This is a genomic window from Cryobacterium suzukii, assembly GCF_004403185.1.
Lineage (GTDB): Bacteria > Actinomycetota > Actinomycetes > Actinomycetales > Microbacteriaceae > Cryobacterium > Cryobacterium suzukii.
Window position 1 is genome coordinate 257,798 of the sequence record NZ_SOHJ01000002.1, and the last position, 15,186, is coordinate 272,983.

The window sequence follows — 15,186 nt, forward strand, 5'->3', positions numbered from 1 at the left end:
TCGGTGTACCAGAAGTACGGCGAGATCTTTGAGTACTTCGACTCGCTGCTGGTGGGGCTCACGGCCACGCCGAAAGACGAAGTCGACCACAACACCTACGGTCTGTTCAACCTTGAAGACGGGTGCCGGCTGACTCGTACGATCTCGGGCAGGCGATCGCCGACAAATATCTGGTGCCGCCCATAGGCCGGCCGATTTCTCTCGGTTTCATGACCTGCGGCATCCGCTATGTCGATCTGAGCCAGGCAGAGAAAGACCAGTGGGACCTCTTGGACTGGGAAGACGGGCTCGTTCCCGACGAGATCGACGCTGCGGCCGTATATAAAAGGCTGTTCAACGCCGACACCGTCGACACGGTGCTCGAAGTGCTCATGAACGAGGGACTCAAAGTGGCCGGCGGTGACCGCCTCGGCAAGACCATCGTGTTTGCGAAGAATAGCGCCCACGCGGAGTTCATCGCGGAACGGTTCGACTTGAATTACCCGGAGTATCTGGGCAATTTCGCCCGGGTGATCACCTACAAAGTCGAGCACTCGCAAGACCTGATCGAAAAGTTTTCCGCCGCTGAGAAGTCGCCGCACATCGCGATCTCGGTCGACGTGCTCGACACCGGCATCGACGTGCCCGAGGTCGTGAACCTGGTCTTCTTCAAGCCGGTGTTCTCCAAGACCAAGTACTGGCAGATGATCGGACGCGGCACACGCCGTCGACCCGACCTGTACGGACCGGGCGCGGATAAGGAAAACTTCAAGATTTTCGACGTCTGTGGCAACATCGACTTCTGTAACCAGGACTTTCCGGAGAGCGGGTCGACGGCAACTCAGCCGCTGCGGCAGCGCGTCTTTAAGGGCAGGGTCGGTCTGCTGGCCACCATCGACCGGCTGGGTGCGCCGAGTCCGGCCGAGGCGGTTTTGCGCGCGTCACGGACTGGAAGGCTACACGGCGTCGTCGCCGGCATGAACCGCAACAACTTTCTCGTACGTCGGCATTTGCGCAATGTAGAGCGATTCGCAGAAACCTCCGTATGGAACGCTGGGTCGACGGTCGACGGCCGACCCCGAGGACGCGGCAGAGAGCCTGTCGAATCTGCCGTCTGCGGTTGACGTCGAGGACACCGATGAAGATGCAAAACGCTTCGATCTACTCGCCCTGCGAGCTTAACTCGGCACGGTCGACCCTGACCCGGTCTACGTGGCAACTCTTGCCGCTACGAGGGGGCGCATTCAACAGATCGCCCTGGCGCTGGGTGAGATGCGCGACGTGCCGGGTGTGCAGGCCAACCGCGAACTGATCGATGCCGTCTCTGGCGACGCGTGGTGGGATGGTGTGACCCTCAGCCTGCTCGAGCTGAGGCGCTTGCGGCTCCGCGTACTCGTACGGTTGCTCGACAGCTCCCACCAAGCGATCGTGTACACCGACTTCGAAGACACCCTCGGCGAATTCGAGGCGATCGAGCCACGGATCGTGACACCGGGCGTGGACCGGGACCGCTTTCACGAAAAACTCCTCGCGTTCCTGCGCGAACATCAGGACCAGGTCGTGCTGCACAAGCTGCGGATGGGGCGTTAGCTCAAGGAGCTCGACCTGACCGAACTCGAACGCATTCTCATGGGGACCGGAAGCTTCTCGGCGGCGGAGATAGCGGAAATGGACCGTTCGGCGGCGACGCAGGCCTTAGGCGTCGGTGACGCAGCGCTGACCGGAAATCAGCTTGCTTTCGTGAATCTGATCATCGATCAGCTGACCCAGCGCGGTGCGGTGCCGACCCGGTTGCTTTATAAGCGCCGTTCACGGATTTCGCTCCCACGGGCCCGGACGAGCTGTTTTCAGATGCGCAGGTAACGCAATTGGTAAGAGTCTTGGCCGGGGTCGCGGCGACGGCGGAGGCATCGTGATGGTGGCGTTGAGAAGCACATGACGGAGGGTCCCTTAGATTGCGACCGGAGTGCAAAAAGGAGGGCACAATCCGCGACTCTCTATTTGTAATATTTTTCTAGCTCATCTTCCAAGGTGCTCTGAGCGGCCATCCAAGGGGCACTTCCCCCGCCGTCCGCTTCTAGCGTGCACGTGGACAGCGCATCATCCAAAGGTTGCATCCCTGCGATCAGAGTCATGACAGTTGCAGGTGCAAAGAGTGCATCCGTAACTTTGCGCTCGTCAGGAGCGCAAAACATCCACTCGTTCGAGCCGTTATCGCGCATGTCGGAACCGGCAGGTATGTTTCCCTTGGAGCTGGGCGCACCGAAGAGATACACCCGAGTCGTATCGGCATCTCGGTCGAAGAGAGTTCCCCAGTCATAGGCTGCATTCTGCGACGAGTGATTCAACAGGGTGCGATAATCCCGAGCTTGCGCAAGCGTGGGGGCGATCTCTGCACCAAACGGAATGTCTTTGGCCGTTGCAATCCATTTGATGAATTTATCGTTGGACCTGACAGGAACGCCCTGCCAGAGGCCAACTATCCGCCCTAGGAATGATGCAAGGTCAGAAATCGTGACGTATACGTCATTGAAGAAGTCAAGGGAATGGCGGAACAACATGGCTTGTTGTCTAGGGCTAGGAGTGCTGTGGCCAAAAAGACTGACTGGCATGAGCTGTCGAAGTTTGAGGATATCGTCGCGCCGTTCAATTAGGCGTTGTAAAGATTCTTCGTATTTCCTGGCGGCAAGTCGTTGCCCAGAATTTAAATCGCTGTGCTCCGCATGATGCATGTAGTAGGCGACTTGTTTTGAACTAACCTGAACTTGTGGAAACAATGAGGGACTCCATTCTATCAATCAGCGTCACTGCAATCGGTGGTGCCTCGTGTCATTCGGGACACTGTACCGGAAATTAGTTCAGCCAGTGCATATCGAGGATGCCACGAACTGCTTCTCCTTGCGCGGGCATTAAAAATGCATAGGTGTTCCGCGAGTCGCCGTGGAACCTAGGCTAATGATATGTCCAATATCAAAGTAAACGTTGACTTCCGATTGTGGGCCAACAATGCAGATCGTTTCGTGCATCTGCAGGTCGAGGGGGAGTCGCACTCGCCTTTTGTGGACGCCTTGGCTGATGCCGCACTATTGTCCGGTGCTGCTGGTATTGAAAACGGCCTCCTTTGGCGTCACGGTGGAGAGTCGGACCTTGCTGTGTCACTACACATCAATCGGTAGGACGAATCTGACTCGAACGAAAGAGAGTCGCAGACGCCTTTGAGCACACCAAGTATATTTATAGGCACGACAATTACACTTGGTCAACTCGAGAAAATACTTGGGCCATTGGCCTACTCGGATCCGCCAATGGTCGTTGTATCACCCAACGATGGGGTTGGCGGTGGACTCCTACATGAGTTCTTTTCTCTGGGACTTGACTCAATTCGAGGCATTTCAGAACTTGCTGGATACCTCTCCGCGGTAATGGTCGTCGTGAAAACAGTGCGACGACACACCGACTGGACGGCTGCATTCCTAGTTGAGGTCAGTTATTTGGCTGAAGAGGTGAGTCCGGAATTGGTCAGAACCCTGCGCGCCCGGCCGGAGTGAACAGCCGAGCAGATCTCAATTCGATTCGGGCTAACTCCTGCATCTTCCATTGATTTGATGCTCATGTGCGGATTCTCACCCGTCATTGATGGCTTGCGCATTGTCTGGTTTCGAGATCTCGAAGATCCAACGTCCCACGGCTGAATGAGAACGTGGCCCCACGCCTCTTGCAGATCGAGGCGGACGAGGCATTAACACCGCAAGTGCGCGGGCATTCGTTTATAACACAACGTCGTGGCGTCCGTAGTTGCCGCGGAGAGTGTTGGTGAAGTCGATCACGGATTTAACTACGTGCGGGGACATTCGCCAACTAACCGCGTCGCCCCAAGCACTTGCGTCAACCCTGTCTCCCGACCGCGTTCGGTGCAATTTCCCACCCAAGTGTCGCGCCCGTCGTGCCAAGCCTGTGATTAATGCCAACGCGCGAGATCATGATCCACAGTCGCTCGATGCTGTCAGCAGTGCGCCCCTGAACCGCTCCGTAGAAAGAATTCCAAGCATCATTGTCGGTCAGTCTTTCAGTGGCGATGCGTTGGAGTTCGGCTATTTCGGGATTGCCGAGTGTTGCTTGCTCTGCCGCTTCCCACATCCTCGCCGGGTCGGGGTCTATCTGGGGGCTGTCAGCCAGCATATCCAGGTTGTAGAAGCGACCGGACCTGCCGTAGCGGTCAAGAGTGGCGAGTACAGGGGGCAAGACAGGGTCGGCAAGCACGTCGGCGACTAGTCCTTTGACGTATTCAGTGCTATCTTCCGTCCGGACGAGAACTGCTGCCATTACATGGTCGAATAGCTCCGCTATTCCGTGCCCGTAACTCATCATGTTACTTTTCGATGGCCAAGCTCGCTTTTCGTCGAGTGAAATAGCGCCCACCGTCAACTTGAGAAGCTTCTCCGTACCGATCGACAGCATTGTCAAGATTGGATCGCGTGTGGTCTCCAAGAAACGCGCCCCGCGCAGAACCCTGACGCCATAGCCCAGAAGATTGCGGGTCGAGGTCATCTCGCCCAGAAGGGCGAATGCCTTTGCATTGTCCAGATGGTCAATTGTCACGATATCCACGATCTGACTGGCCGATTGAAGTATTCACGTCATAAACGTATCGGTCGACCTCCGGCGAGTCACCACGCAACACACGCCGCAGTCGACCTCCGATCCGGCGATGCGGGCATTCTCTCCCGCAGACCGTCGATGATTTATGGGAGGGTGCACGGAACATACTGAGTTCGCGCTCAAATGGCGCTTGCGGACAGGAACAATGAACCGGACCACGGACTGAATCCTCCTTGCAGGAATAGCGAAGACCCGGTTCCATACGGGTTCGTGTGAGCCGAACGAGTCCATCGAATCCTTTTGGAGGGCAAGCGCACCTTCGTAGGGACGAGAAAGGTGGGCGCGGTGACAGTGTCGATGCGTGTGATGAGTGCCGGCAGCGGGTACAGAACCTGCTGCGCACGGTCGCCGCTGGTGACGGCAGGCGCCTGCTGTCGACTCCGCTGACTCGGTGCTACACCGAGGAAGGGACGCGTCCGGGACGGTGGAAGGGCGGTGGCCGCCGAGCATGCCTTGGACGGGCCACGCGGCGACGGTGGTGGACTTACCGAGCGGGCTGCGGCATCCGCTTTGGACTAGCGCGACGACAAGCGGCGTCGCGCCGTTGCCGCCTACGACTTCACGTTCTAAAAATCGGCCACACCCGTCGGCTCGAACCAACCGACAGAGTTGCCGAACTGAGCGGAGCATCCGTTCAGTTCCGTTTCGACATCCACACTTTGTTCTTCTCCGAGGACGCGGTGACCTAGAGAACGAACTGCTCAAGCATTTTGCTGCCCAAGCTTTGAACCAGGCCAATTTACGTAAAGAATTCTTCTTTGCTTCACCTGCCGAGGTGCGCGAAGTCTTGATGGAAAAGGTCGGAAATCTCCTAGAGTTTCGGGAGCATGCAGATGCTACCGAATTCATGCAGTCGGTAGACCGCTGGCCCGAAAGCAGAGGACGAGTGCAGCGGATTCCGCCGACAGACACGGGTAATACTGGCAACTGAGGGTTCAACTGGCTACAGGTCACACTCAATAGCAACATGGCGCCACACGGGCCTGAGCGCATCGCCGGTCGTAGGCAGACGGTAATGTGCGGTAATGATTAATTTGAATTCGGTGTGGGCTGTCGTCGGCGCAGTATGCGTTGGATCTACAACTGCCATCCTGCCGTCGCTTTTTGCAGATTACCGTCGAGGAAGGCGAGAAAACCGATATCGCTGGAGCCTTCACTTTTATGAGCTCAGCTCGGACTTCTCTGGCATCGTTCGCCAATTCATGCACGAGGCAGGCGACCGGTTGGAGTTGCGAGACCAGGAAGGGTTGGCCCGACTGAAAGTCCTGCAAGGGAACATTCGTGAACACACTTCTCGGCTGGCACTGTTGGCAGGCGAGCCAGTCTTGTCCGTTGCGCAGAAGATTCGCAGACACAGCCACGCCGTTATCCAAGCATGTGAAACCGGGGCTATTAAGCGGGCATCGGAGTATTCCGAGGGACCCTACGTAGCACTGGATCTTGAACTGGATAATTTCCATCAAGTCGTTCGGGACCAAATTGGGCTTCAGAAATTGGGCCAGATTCGACTAGACGCGTGAACGACCAGAGTGAAACCAGAAACGCACCATAAACCCCAATATCTGACCAGATTCAGCTCGTATGACACCGTACAGCGCGTACACTAAATTCCATGAGTACCGCGGAATTCCGCGGAAGTCTGCCCCATATGCAGGTGCGCACGACCACCCCGACGCCTATCATTTGTTCTTGGTTCGAGTCCAGGTACCCCAGCACTAACAGGCGCAGGACTCCGCAGAGAACTCGACTATCGCCCCCCCCTGTGTGGCAGGCCCAAAGCGGCTTCGTGACCCTAAAACGAACCAATAACCCCCTCACCAATTGTTTGGGTATTCTTGCGAACCGTCGTATACGGCTTGTCCCAGCTGGCAAGGACAATTATGGGCGCGACCGACGAACTTTGCAGGTAATGAAAAGTGCTTCTGCGGTGCTTCGGCCGAGCCGGATCGGTGCCTGCTGGATATCGTCTTTGCTGGTGAGGACGAGGCTGGCATCGCCGTCGACCCCGCGGACCCCTCAGATCTTTCGCGAAGACTAACCGATCTCGGGCCGTCGCAAGCGGTCATCAAATTGGGTCATCGCGGTGCGCTGGCACTGATCAACGGTGAAACGCTTCAGCAGGATGCCGTCCCCATCACCCCCGTGGATTCAGTCGGTGCCGGGGACGCTTTCGTGGCGGGGTATTTGGCGGAGTATATAAAGGGATCGTCGTCAGCCGAACGCCTCGCGCTCGCCGCAAAAACAGGGGCGTTCGCGTGCCTGGCCTACGGAGATTGGGAGGGCCTGCCACGCAGACGAGAGCTTGACCTTCTCAGCGCCACCGAGACCGTTATCCGCTAAATCCGCTGGAGAAGCATTTTCGGTGCTCCTATTCGAGGTTGAGACGTGCCCACGACGGTTCCTGCCCGGCGCGCACACAGCCGGTCACCACATCAGGTCTGCAGCGCAGAGACTAGGAGTTCGGCTCGCGCGCGCCGCGCAAAATCTCGAGGATTGCTAGATTCAAGTATGCGAGAACTACAGGCGCGAATCATCGCGGAACTCAACGTCTCACCCACTATCGACCCGGCCGCCGAAGTACGCCGCCGGGTGAAATTCCTCAAGGAGTACCTGAAGCGCACCGGCGCCCAGGGCTTCGTACTCGGCATCAGCGGCGGCCAGGACTCCACCCTCGCCGGCCGCCTCTGCGCCCTGGCGGTAGACGAACTGACCGAGGAAGGGCATCCGGCCACCTTCGTGGCGGTGCGCCTGCCATACGCGGTGCAGCGCGACGAAGCGGATGCCCAACTCGCGTTAACATTCATCCGCCCGCCGTCGCAGGCTGACTTCAACATCGAACTCGCCGTCGACGGGTTCGAGAGCGAGTTTTTGGCGAGCCTCGACGTGGCCATGACGGATTTCACCAAGGGCAACGTCAAGGCGCGCTCACGCATGATCGCCCAATATGCGGTGGCCGGCCAGCTCGGCCTGCTCGTGGTCGGAACCGACCACGCGGCCGAAGCTGTGACCGGATTCTTCACCAAGTACGGCGACGGCGGCTCCGATATTCTGCCCTTGACCGGGCTGACCAAGCGCCAGGGCCGCGCCTTGCTGATGGAGCTGGGTGCGCCCGAACAGCTCTATCTGAAGGACCCCACCGCTGACCTGCTCGATCACGCTCCCGGCCAGACCGATGAGGCCAACCTCGGCCTTCAGTACGAGCACATCGACGACTTCCTCGAGGGCCAGTCGGTCGAAGTCGAAGTGGCTGAGGCCATTGAAGCGCGCTACCTCAGCACCGAGCACAAGCGGCGCGTACCGGCGTCACTGTTCGACAAGTGGTGGCGCTAGTCCCCGACGCGGTAAACACAACGCGAGCCGGTCAGCGCTGAGAAAGCGCCGACCGGCTCGCCGGTTGTAGTGGAAAAACGACTACACGGTCGGGGCCTCCGACGAACGCGTGAGCGGGTCGGTGCCGCGCACCTCGAGCTTATTCACGTCATCCAAAAGGCGCTGGGTCTCGGTCGAAGTGTCCGAAGCCATCGACGCAGATGGGGCAGTGCGGTTAACGACCGCTGGCGTGAGCGGCGCTGCGCGCACCGGAGCGGGGGCCGAATCGGTCGGGTTGTACTGGTCGTGATGTTGCTGGGCCACCCACTCTTCCTGCTCCGCGAGCAGGCTCTTCTCGGTCGAGGAGTTCTGCGACTTCCAACGGTCAAGATCGCCCTGAAAAATCTTTCGTGCGCGGGCGGGCTTGTTCTGCCACTCGACCAGTCGGTCACGAAATTCCACCAGTGCCGGTTCCAGCTGGTACCCGAACGTGGCGGAGGTGCGCTTGAGTTCGTACAGTTCATGGGCCGCCCAGTTCGCGGCGATTCCCGATCCGCGAATCGGCAGCAGCCGTACCTGAATATCGGCTTGGCCGACCGCGCGGTCGCTCATGACCTGTTCCTGTGGGGTGAGGGAATTCCACACGGATGCCTCGGTGGCGGCATCGACGAGGGTCGCGATAGCGGCCACTTTGATCTCGCGATCGCGCTGGGCAATGAGCCGTTTGATGGCCCCACGCGAGATCAACGCGGCCAGCAAGCTGGCAATGACGATCGCGCCGATGAACACGACCGCGGTGAAAATCATCGGTCGAGTGCTGACGTCTGTAAACCAGGCTACGAAGTTATTCCACCATTCCATGTGCAGGATTTTATCCGTGCTGAACCCTGTTCTCTGGGACCAGACGCGGCGTGCCCTCAGGCGAGTGCACTTCGCGGTGCGACACTAGCGAAAGCAGTCCACCGCATCGTCGACACGACAGAACTCGCCCAGGTCTCGGGTTCGGAGCGCGAAGACGATTCGCCGGGCGCTGTATCGGGCGCCGTCGACGCCGACGTGGTGTTCGATATACCCGATGACAGCGCCGGCTGGGTCGACAATGCGCCACAGCCCGTCGCGCACGAGGATGAAGCTGCGGTCACGCACTGCGGGAAGGACCGTTGCGGGAAGTGCCGTTTCGAGACGTGCTGTGCTCGGAATTGCCGCGCGAAGAATCGGTGCGATGAGAGTGGTCATTCGTGCTCCTCCGTAATAGTTCAGCAGTATCAGAGCCGGCCCCTGGTGTCTTTTTCAGGGTAGGGGCGACCACCGACATCCGCTTTGGGCGAACAGGCGGCGTGAGCGCCGGTTCGACCGGAGGCCCGCAGCGAGCGAGGAGTTAGACTGAAGGGGTGCAAACTTTTGTGATCGCAGGTGGATGTTTCTGGTGTCTCGATGCTGTGTATCGGGTCTTACGCGGAGTGAGCGAGGTCGTGTCGGGGTACACCGGCGGTACGACCGTCAACCCGAGTTACGAAGCGGTCTGCACCGGTCATACCGGTCACGCCGAAGCCGTCGCGGTGACTTTCGATCCCGATGTCATTCCGGCCAGCGTCATTCTCGATGTGTTCTTCACGTTGCACGACCCGACCCAGCTCAATCGGCAGGGCAACGACGTTGGTACCCAGTACCGGTCGGCAATGTTCTACACCGACGATGCGCAGAAGCAGCTGTTCGAAACGGCCCGCGATCGGGCCAGCGAATGGTGGGGTGCCGGCATCACGACCACGATCCAGCCGCTTGGCGACTACCACGTGGCCGAGGACTACCACCAGGACTTCTTTAACAAGAATCCTGGTCAGGGCTATTGCATGGCGGTCGCCGTGCCCAAGGTCAACAAGATTCGCAAGTCTTACTCGCAGTACCTGGTCAGCTAGCTTCTCCTCCACAGCCGTTCGGCTGCGTCATTCTCCACTGATCGCACCGGGCTTGCGCTGCGGCGTCGTTCCGGGCGGCACACTCGCAGTGTGCGACCCGGGAACGGCAAAGAGTGGCACGAGTTGCCGTTCCCTGGCCGCGTGCCCCGGGTGTTCGCCCGGCGGCTGACGCGTGCGTGTTCGCGCGATAACCGTGCCGGGAGAAACTATGAGCGACCACATCACCGTATCCGGAATCATCGGCACCGTCCCCCGCCGCAGTGTCGGCAAAAACGGCGCCCCCATTACCTCCTTTCGACTGGCCTCTCGCCAGAGTCATCGTGACCGCGCGAAAGATGAGTGGGTTGAGGACGAGAGCAGCTGGTACTCCGTCACGACGTTTCGCCAGTTGGCCACGAATGCGGCGTCGTCGCTCAGCAAGGGCCAGCACGTCATCGTGAGTGGCCGGTTGGTCATTCGCAGGTGGACCAACGCCGAACGATCCGGAATTGACGTCGATATCCTGGCCGACGCACTCGGCCACGACCTCACCTGGTACACCACGACGCCGGTGCGCAGCGGTGCTTCCTCCCACACCCCCGCCGAGCAGACCGGGCCAGAACCGGTGGAGTCCGCAGAGTCCGCCGAATCGGCCACCGCGTATGAGGCGGAAACCGCACATATCGACCGTTCCGAAGACGGCTTTGTGCCGATCGATACCGACGCTGATCGGGATGCCTATGCCCCTTTAGACTCGTAGCATCGTCCACGTGCGTGGACTGGGGAGGCAGTTCGTGAGCGTGGCGAAACCAGCATTGCAGGGTGTGAGCGCGAGAACAGCGCGACGGCGTGCACGCCGCCCGCAGTTCGTGTTGGGTATGGTGAGCGCTGGGCTGCTCCTCGGGCTCAGCCTGACCGCGTGCACCGGCGTCCCAGCAGAACCCCCAGCTAACGACACGGCACCGTCCAGCTCCGCCACGCCCGAGCCTTCGGCCACGCCGGCGCCTGATCCGACGCTTTCGCCAGACGGGACCGCTGCCGAAAACCTGGTGTACTTCAACTTTCTCGCCGCCGCTGTCACCAAGGCCAACCCCGCGGCCGGCGGACGCGCCTATATCGACGCGCTCGTGGCTGGCGGGTTCGACCGAGCCGCAATAGAAGTGACTTTTGATCGAACCCAGGCCGATCTGGCCGCCGACTCCATCCAGTTCGCGGTGCGCATCGCCGGTGAATGCTTGATCGGGCAGATTGGACCGGCCAGCGACGGCTTCCACAGTGTAGTTGCGCCCATTTTGTCGACCGGTTTGTGTCTTGTTGGGTCCACCCGGCAAATAGACTGATAAACACTATGGCCGAATTTATTTACTCAATGGTCCGCGCTCGCAAGGCGATCGGCGAAAAGCTGATTCTTGACGACGTCACCATGTCCTTTTTTCCCGGCGCCAAGATCGGTGTGGTCGGCCCGAACGGTGCCGGAAAGTCCACCATTTTGAAGATTATGGCGGGCCTGGACACCCCCAGCAATGGCGAGGCGCGACTTTCCCCTGGCTACAGCGTCGGCATCCTCATGCAGGAGCCGCAGCTCGACGAGAGCAAGACCGTGCTCGAGAACGTGCAGGAGGGTGTCGGGCCGATTAAGGCCAAGGTCGACCGCTTCAACGAGATCAGCCTCGCCCTCGGCGAGCCAGACGCCGACTTCGACACCCTGCTGGCCGAAATGGGCGTACTGCAGGAAGCCATCGATGCAGCGGATGCCTGGGATCTCGATTCCCAGCTCGAGCAAGCCATGGACGCCCTCCGCACTCCGCCGGGTGACTCCGAGGTGGCCAACCTCTCCGGTGGTGAGAAGCGCCGCGTAGCGCTGACCAAACTGCTGCTGCAGAAGCCTGACCTGCTGCTGCTTGACGAGCCCACCAACCACCTCGACGCCGAGAGCGTGCTCTGGCTCGAACAGCATCTTGCCAAGTACCCGGGCGCTGTGCTCGCCGTCACTCACGACCGGTACTTCCTCGACCACGTGGCCGAGTGGATCGCTGAGATCGACCGCGGACACCTGTATCCGTATGAGGGCAACTACTCCACCTACCTCGAGAAGAAGCAGGAACGTCTGCTCGTGCAGGGTAAGAAGGATGCGAAGCTGTCGCGCCGTCTCGCCGACGAACTTGAGTGGGTGCGCTCCAACGCCAAGGGCCGCCAGGTGAAGTCGAAGGCGCGACTGGCTCGCTACGAAGAGATGGTCACCGCCGCCGAAAGCACGCGCAAACTCGATTTCGAGGAGATCGTGATTCCGGTCGGCCCGCGCCTCGGCGCCCAGGTTATCGACGCAACCAAGCTGGAGAAGGGATTCGATGGGCGCATGCTCATCGAGAACCTCAGCTTCACTCTGCCCCGTAACGGCATCGTGGGAATCATCGGCCCGAACGGTGTGGGAAAGAGCACCCTGTTCAAAACCATTGTCGGCCAGGAACCTCTTGACGGTGGCGAGCTCAAGATCGGCGAAACGGTTGATATTTCCTACGTCGATCAGGACCGTGGCGGCATCGACCCGAATAAGACGCTGTGGGAGGTTGTCTCCGATGGCCAGGACTATATCCAGGTCGGCAAGACCGAGATTCCGTCGCGCGCCTACGTGTCTACCTTCGGTTTCAAGGGTCCGGACCAGCAGAAGAAAGCCGGTGTGCTCTCCGGTGGTGAGCGCAACCGTCTGAACCTGGCGCTCACCCTGAAGCAGGGCGGCAACCTGCTTCTCCTCGACGAGCCCACTAACGACCTCGACGTCGAAACCCTCGGTTCGCTCGAGAATGCGCTGCTCGAGTTTCCCGGTTGCGCCGTGGTGATCACTCACGACCGGTGGTTCCTCGACCGGGTGGCCACGCACATCCTCTCTTATGAAGGCACCGACGACAACCCGGCCAATTGGTATTGGTTCGAGGGAAACTTCGAGTCCTACGAGCAGAACAAGATCGAGCGTCTCGGACCCGACGCGGCCAAGCCGCACCGCTCGGCCTACCGCAAGCTCACCCGCGACTGAGACGAACCACGGAGAACTTGTGAAGCTGCACGTACCGATTCGCCTGCGCTGGTCTGACCTCGACGCCTACGGTCACGTCAACAATGCCGAGATGCTGCGCCTGCTCGAAGAGGCGCGCATCCTGGCGTTGTGGGTGACCGAAGACGACGGGGCGATCGGCGCGGCGGTGCTCGACGGTCGCCCGGGAGCGGCCACACTGACGCTCATCGCGCGGCAGGAAATTGAATATCTCGCGCCCGTACCCTACCTGCGCCAGCCGCTCGACGTGCGCCTGTGGCTCGGCAAACTCGGCGGGGCCAGCCTGGACGTCTGCTACGAGGTCTACAGCCCGGAAGGTGTTACGCCCGAGCTGTTGTATGCCCGGGCGACCACGACCATCGTGCTCGTCGACGCGGCAAGCGAGCGGCCGCGCCGCATCAACGACACCGAACGCGCGGCGTGGACGCCGTACCTCGCCGCACCGATCGAGTTTGCCCGGCGCTGAGCGGCACCGGATGGCTGGTCGCTAACCAGCCATGACCGTGTCGCCGTCGACAGTGACGGTCACCTTGTCGAGTGCCCGCGGGGCCGGGCCGCCGAGTACTTCCCCGGTGGCGAGGTCATACCGCGATTGGTGGCACGGGCAATCGAATTCGGTTGCCGCCGGCTCCACCTTGCATCCTTTGTGGGTGCAAATGGCGCTGAAACCGACGACCGTACCGGCCGTGGGTTGGGCCAGCAGAATCGGTTGACCATCGAGTGTGGCCGCGATGCCGCCACCGACCGGAATATCGGCGAGTTTTGCGACCTCGGTTGCCGCTGCGCCGGTATCAGTGGCCGAGCCACTCGGATCGGTCGTGGCAGGGTTGGCGGGCTCTGTGGTGGTGCTCGGGGTACTGGTAGCCGGGGTACTGCTGCAGGCGGCCAGAGCCACCGCCGCAGCAGTGCTCCCTCCGGCCAGGATCATGTTGCGACGGGACAGGTCGAGTTCCGATGTCATGACTCTCCTTGAAAGACGTGTTCGCGGGTAGGTTTGATTCGGTTTACTGATTCCGGGCTGTAATTGAACCACGTTCTCCGAATATCCGTGTTAAGCAGGGGAGGTAGGTCATGGCCGATGAGCGCGCCGAACTCTTGCAGGCCCTCCACGACGAACACGGGCCTATCCTGTGGCGCTACGTCGTGCGGCTGACCCACGACACCGCCTTCGCCGACGACGTCGTGCAGGAGACGCTGTTGCGCGCCTGGCGTCGCCCGCGGCTGCTGGACCAGACCGAGGTTTCGGCCAGGGCCTGGCTGTTCACGGTGGCCCGCAACCTCGTGATCGACGACCGACGCTCGGCCAGAGCACGGCACGAGGTGTCGACCGATCAACTGCCCGAAGTGCCCACCGACGACCAGACCGACGCACTGCTGGACGCCTGGCTGGTTGCCGATGCCTTGAATGACCTGTCATCGGATCACCGCGCCGTCATCGTCTGCGCCTACTATCGGGGACAGTCGGTGGCCGAAACCGCGCGGGAACTGGTCGTGCCGGAAGGAACCGTGAAATCCAGGCTGCACTATGGCCTGCGAGCTCTGCGACTCGCACTGCAAGAACGAGGAGTGACGGAGCGATGACCACTCCAGCAGATCTCTTCAACGACTGGGACGGCGCTTATGTGCTCGGCGCTCTCTCGCCGGGCGACCGCCGGGACTACGAACGGCATCTCAATGACTGTGCCGCCTGCGGCCAGGCTGTTGCCCACCTTGCCGGGCTGCCAGGGCTGCTCGCCCTGGTTCCGCTGGACCAGGCCCTGCAGCTCGGCCCGGCGTCGCAGGCGGCAGCGGATGCCGGTACGTCACCGTCCGCCGAACTGCTACCCCGGCTGTTGCAGGCTGCCAGGACGCGCTCGCGGCGAACACGCTGGGTCGGTGTGGGCGCCGTGGTGGCGGCCGCCGCGATTGCAGCATCCGCTGCCCTGGTCGTGCCTGGCTGGCTGGACCAACGAGTCACCAGTGCCGGGCAACCGGCTGTAGCCATGACCGCGGTGGTTCCGAGCCCGCTCACCGCGACGTTTCGCCTGACCGGCGAAGACTGGGGGACCCGCATCGACGCGAGTTGCAGCTATGCGCGCAGCGGAAACGACTTCGGACCGCAGCCCTATGCCCTGTTCGTGACCGACACCGCCGGCGACGAGAGCCTGGTGGCGAGTTGGATTGCCGGCCCAGGTACCACGATCACCGCTGCCGCAACGACGAGCGTCGCTGAAAACGACATCGCGAGCGTTGACATTCGGTGGATGCCCGACGAGCGAGTGCTGCTGGAATCCAAACCGACCTGGTAGGTGCTCG

19 protein-coding genes are annotated in these 15,186 nt (G+C 60.7%); 14 read left to right on the plus strand and 5 right to left on the minus strand.

The genetic code is table 11. The annotated features are described in order from the left end of the window. Positions 1-3: 3 nt before the first annotated feature. The 3 genes from E3T39_RS16650 to E3T39_RS01925 all read left to right on the plus strand — a co-directional run bounded on the left by E3T39_RS16650 (position 4) and on the right by E3T39_RS01925 (position 1,569). On the plus strand, positions 4-186 hold the full coding sequence (locus E3T39_RS16650) for a hypothetical protein (protein WP_420898127.1): 183 nt from the start codon (positions 4-6) through the stop codon (positions 184-186). Beyond that, positions 123-1,103 (plus strand): helicase-related protein, encoded by a 981-nt coding sequence (locus tag E3T39_RS01920; protein WP_134513066.1) that lies wholly within the window; start codon positions 123-125, stop codon positions 1,101-1,103. Before E3T39_RS16650 ends, E3T39_RS01920 begins: the two co-directional genes overlap by 64 nt. A gap of 88 nt (positions 1,104-1,191) precedes the next feature. After that, the gene (locus tag E3T39_RS01925; RefSeq protein ID WP_134513067.1) at positions 1,192-1,569 is read left to right on the plus strand and encodes a hypothetical protein; all 378 of its coding nucleotides are present in this window, start codon (positions 1,192-1,194) and stop codon (positions 1,567-1,569) included. Between the two features lie 407 nt (positions 1,570-1,976). Here the strand turns inward: E3T39_RS01925 and E3T39_RS01930 are convergent, their stop codons facing one another. Next, positions 1,977-2,756: a hypothetical protein gene (locus E3T39_RS01930; protein WP_134513068.1), complete on the minus strand. Its 780-nt coding sequence runs from the start codon at positions 2,754-2,756 to the stop codon at positions 1,977-1,979. 183 nt (positions 2,757-2,939) lie between these two features. Between E3T39_RS01930 and E3T39_RS01935 the strand changes: the two genes are divergently transcribed. Next, positions 2,940-3,155 (plus strand): hypothetical protein, encoded by a 216-nt coding sequence (locus E3T39_RS01935; protein ID WP_134513069.1) that lies wholly within the window; start codon positions 2,940-2,942, stop codon positions 3,153-3,155. Positions 3,156-3,864: 709 nt separating this feature from the next. On the opposite strand, the gene E3T39_RS01940 is transcribed toward E3T39_RS01935, so the two are convergent. After that, complete coding sequence (locus E3T39_RS01940) at positions 3,865-4,587, minus strand: hypothetical protein (protein ID WP_134513070.1); 723 nt, start codon at positions 4,585-4,587, stop codon at positions 3,865-3,867. 1,076 nt (positions 4,588-5,663) lie between these two features. Here E3T39_RS01940 and E3T39_RS01950 point away from each other — a divergent pair. The 3 genes from E3T39_RS01950 to nadE all read left to right on the plus strand — a co-directional run bounded on the left by E3T39_RS01950 (position 5,664) and on the right by nadE (position 7,968). Further along, complete coding sequence (locus E3T39_RS01950) at positions 5,664-6,158, plus strand: hypothetical protein (RefSeq protein WP_134513071.1); 495 nt, start codon at positions 5,664-5,666, stop codon at positions 6,156-6,158. Positions 6,159-6,459: 301 nt separating this feature from the next. Further along, a complete protein-coding gene (locus E3T39_RS01955) occupies positions 6,460-6,978 on the plus strand; it encodes a carbohydrate kinase family protein (protein WP_134513072.1) in 519 nt (172 codons plus the stop codon). 168 nt (positions 6,979-7,146) lie between these two features. Continuing rightward, complete coding sequence (nadE, locus tag E3T39_RS01960) at positions 7,147-7,968, plus strand: ammonia-dependent NAD(+) synthetase (protein WP_134513073.1); 822 nt, start codon at positions 7,147-7,149, stop codon at positions 7,966-7,968. Between the two features lie 81 nt (positions 7,969-8,049). On the opposite strand, the gene E3T39_RS01965 is transcribed toward nadE, so the two are convergent. Continuing rightward, positions 8,050-8,808 carry a hypothetical protein gene (locus E3T39_RS01965; protein ID WP_134513074.1) on the minus strand — a complete coding sequence of 253 codons (759 nt, stop codon included), beginning with the start codon at positions 8,806-8,808 and terminating at the stop codon, positions 8,050-8,052. 84 nt (positions 8,809-8,892) lie between these two features. Next, entirely contained in the window at positions 8,893-9,183 is a 291-nt protein-coding gene (locus tag E3T39_RS01970) for a DNA mismatch repair protein (protein ID WP_241979456.1), read from the minus strand. A gap of 155 nt (positions 9,184-9,338) precedes the next feature. Between E3T39_RS01970 and msrA the strand changes: the two genes are divergently transcribed. The 5 genes from msrA (at position 9,339) to E3T39_RS01995 (ending at position 13,357) form a co-directional block, all read left to right on the plus strand. Continuing rightward, positions 9,339-9,863, plus strand: coding sequence for a peptide-methionine (S)-S-oxide reductase MsrA (gene msrA / locus E3T39_RS01975; RefSeq protein ID WP_134513075.1), 525 nt, complete (start codon positions 9,339-9,341; stop codon positions 9,861-9,863). Positions 9,864-10,071: 208 nt separating this feature from the next. Then, positions 10,072-10,602, plus strand: coding sequence for a single-stranded DNA-binding protein (locus E3T39_RS01980; RefSeq protein WP_134513076.1), 531 nt, complete (start codon positions 10,072-10,074; stop codon positions 10,600-10,602). A gap of 64 nt (positions 10,603-10,666) precedes the next feature. Beyond that, positions 10,667-11,182 carry a DUF6993 domain-containing protein gene (locus tag E3T39_RS01985; RefSeq protein WP_241979457.1) on the plus strand — a complete coding sequence of 172 codons (516 nt, stop codon included), beginning with the start codon at positions 10,667-10,669 and terminating at the stop codon, positions 11,180-11,182. An 8-nt stretch (positions 11,183-11,190) separates the two neighbouring features. Beyond that, entirely contained in the window at positions 11,191-12,873 is a 1,683-nt protein-coding gene (gene ettA / locus E3T39_RS01990; protein WP_134513077.1) for an energy-dependent translational throttle protein EttA, read from the plus strand. A gap of 19 nt (positions 12,874-12,892) precedes the next feature. Then, positions 12,893-13,357 (plus strand): acyl-CoA thioesterase, encoded by a 465-nt coding sequence (locus tag E3T39_RS01995; protein WP_134513078.1) that lies wholly within the window; start codon positions 12,893-12,895, stop codon positions 13,355-13,357. A gap of 21 nt (positions 13,358-13,378) precedes the next feature. Here E3T39_RS01995 and E3T39_RS02000 read toward each other — a convergent pair whose 3' ends face one another. Next, positions 13,379-13,852, minus strand: coding sequence for a QcrA and Rieske domain-containing protein (locus E3T39_RS02000; RefSeq protein WP_134513079.1), 474 nt, complete (start codon positions 13,850-13,852; stop codon positions 13,379-13,381). Between the two features lie 110 nt (positions 13,853-13,962). Between E3T39_RS02000 and E3T39_RS02005 the strand changes: the two genes are divergently transcribed. Both E3T39_RS02005 and E3T39_RS02010 read left to right on the plus strand, forming a co-directional pair. After that, on the plus strand, positions 13,963-14,472 hold the full coding sequence (locus tag E3T39_RS02005; protein ID WP_134513080.1) for a sigma-70 family RNA polymerase sigma factor: 510 nt from the start codon (positions 13,963-13,965) through the stop codon (positions 14,470-14,472). After that, complete coding sequence (locus E3T39_RS02010; protein ID WP_134513081.1) at positions 14,469-15,179, plus strand: zf-HC2 domain-containing protein; 711 nt, start codon at positions 14,469-14,471, stop codon at positions 15,177-15,179. Before E3T39_RS02005 ends, E3T39_RS02010 begins: the two co-directional genes overlap by 4 nt. Positions 15,180-15,186: the final 7 nt, after the last annotated feature.

What these genes read in the sequence shown, in the direction of transcription:
- E3T39_RS01950 (WP_134513071.1), top strand. Translation starts at nt 5,664, where the DNA reads ATGATTAATTTGAATTCGGTGTGGGCTGTCGTCGGCGCAGTATGCGTT.
- E3T39_RS02010 (WP_134513081.1), top strand. Translation starts at nt 14,469, where the DNA reads ATGACCACTCCAGCAGATCTCTTCAACGACTGGGACGGCGCTTATGTG.
- nadE (WP_134513073.1), top strand. Translation starts at nt 7,147, where the DNA reads ATGCGAGAACTACAGGCGCGAATCATCGCGGAACTCAACGTCTCACCC.
- E3T39_RS01935 (WP_134513069.1), top strand. Translation starts at nt 2,940, where the DNA reads ATGTCCAATATCAAAGTAAACGTTGACTTCCGATTGTGGGCCAACAAT.
- E3T39_RS01965 (WP_134513074.1), bottom strand. Translation starts at nt 8,808, where the DNA reads ATGGAATGGTGGAATAACTTCGTAGCCTGGTTTACAGACGTCAGCACT.
- E3T39_RS02000 (WP_134513079.1), bottom strand. Translation starts at nt 13,852, where the DNA reads ATGACATCGGAACTCGACCTGTCCCGTCGCAACATGATCCTGGCCGGA.
- E3T39_RS02005 (WP_134513080.1), top strand. Translation starts at nt 13,963, where the DNA reads ATGGCCGATGAGCGCGCCGAACTCTTGCAGGCCCTCCACGACGAACAC.
- E3T39_RS01970 (WP_241979456.1), bottom strand. Translation starts at nt 9,183, where the DNA reads ATGACCACTCTCATCGCACCGATTCTTCGCGCGGCAATTCCGAGCACA.
- E3T39_RS01980 (WP_134513076.1), top strand. Translation starts at nt 10,072, where the DNA reads ATGAGCGACCACATCACCGTATCCGGAATCATCGGCACCGTCCCCCGC.
- ettA (WP_134513077.1), top strand. Translation starts at nt 11,191, where the DNA reads ATGGCCGAATTTATTTACTCAATGGTCCGCGCTCGCAAGGCGATCGGC.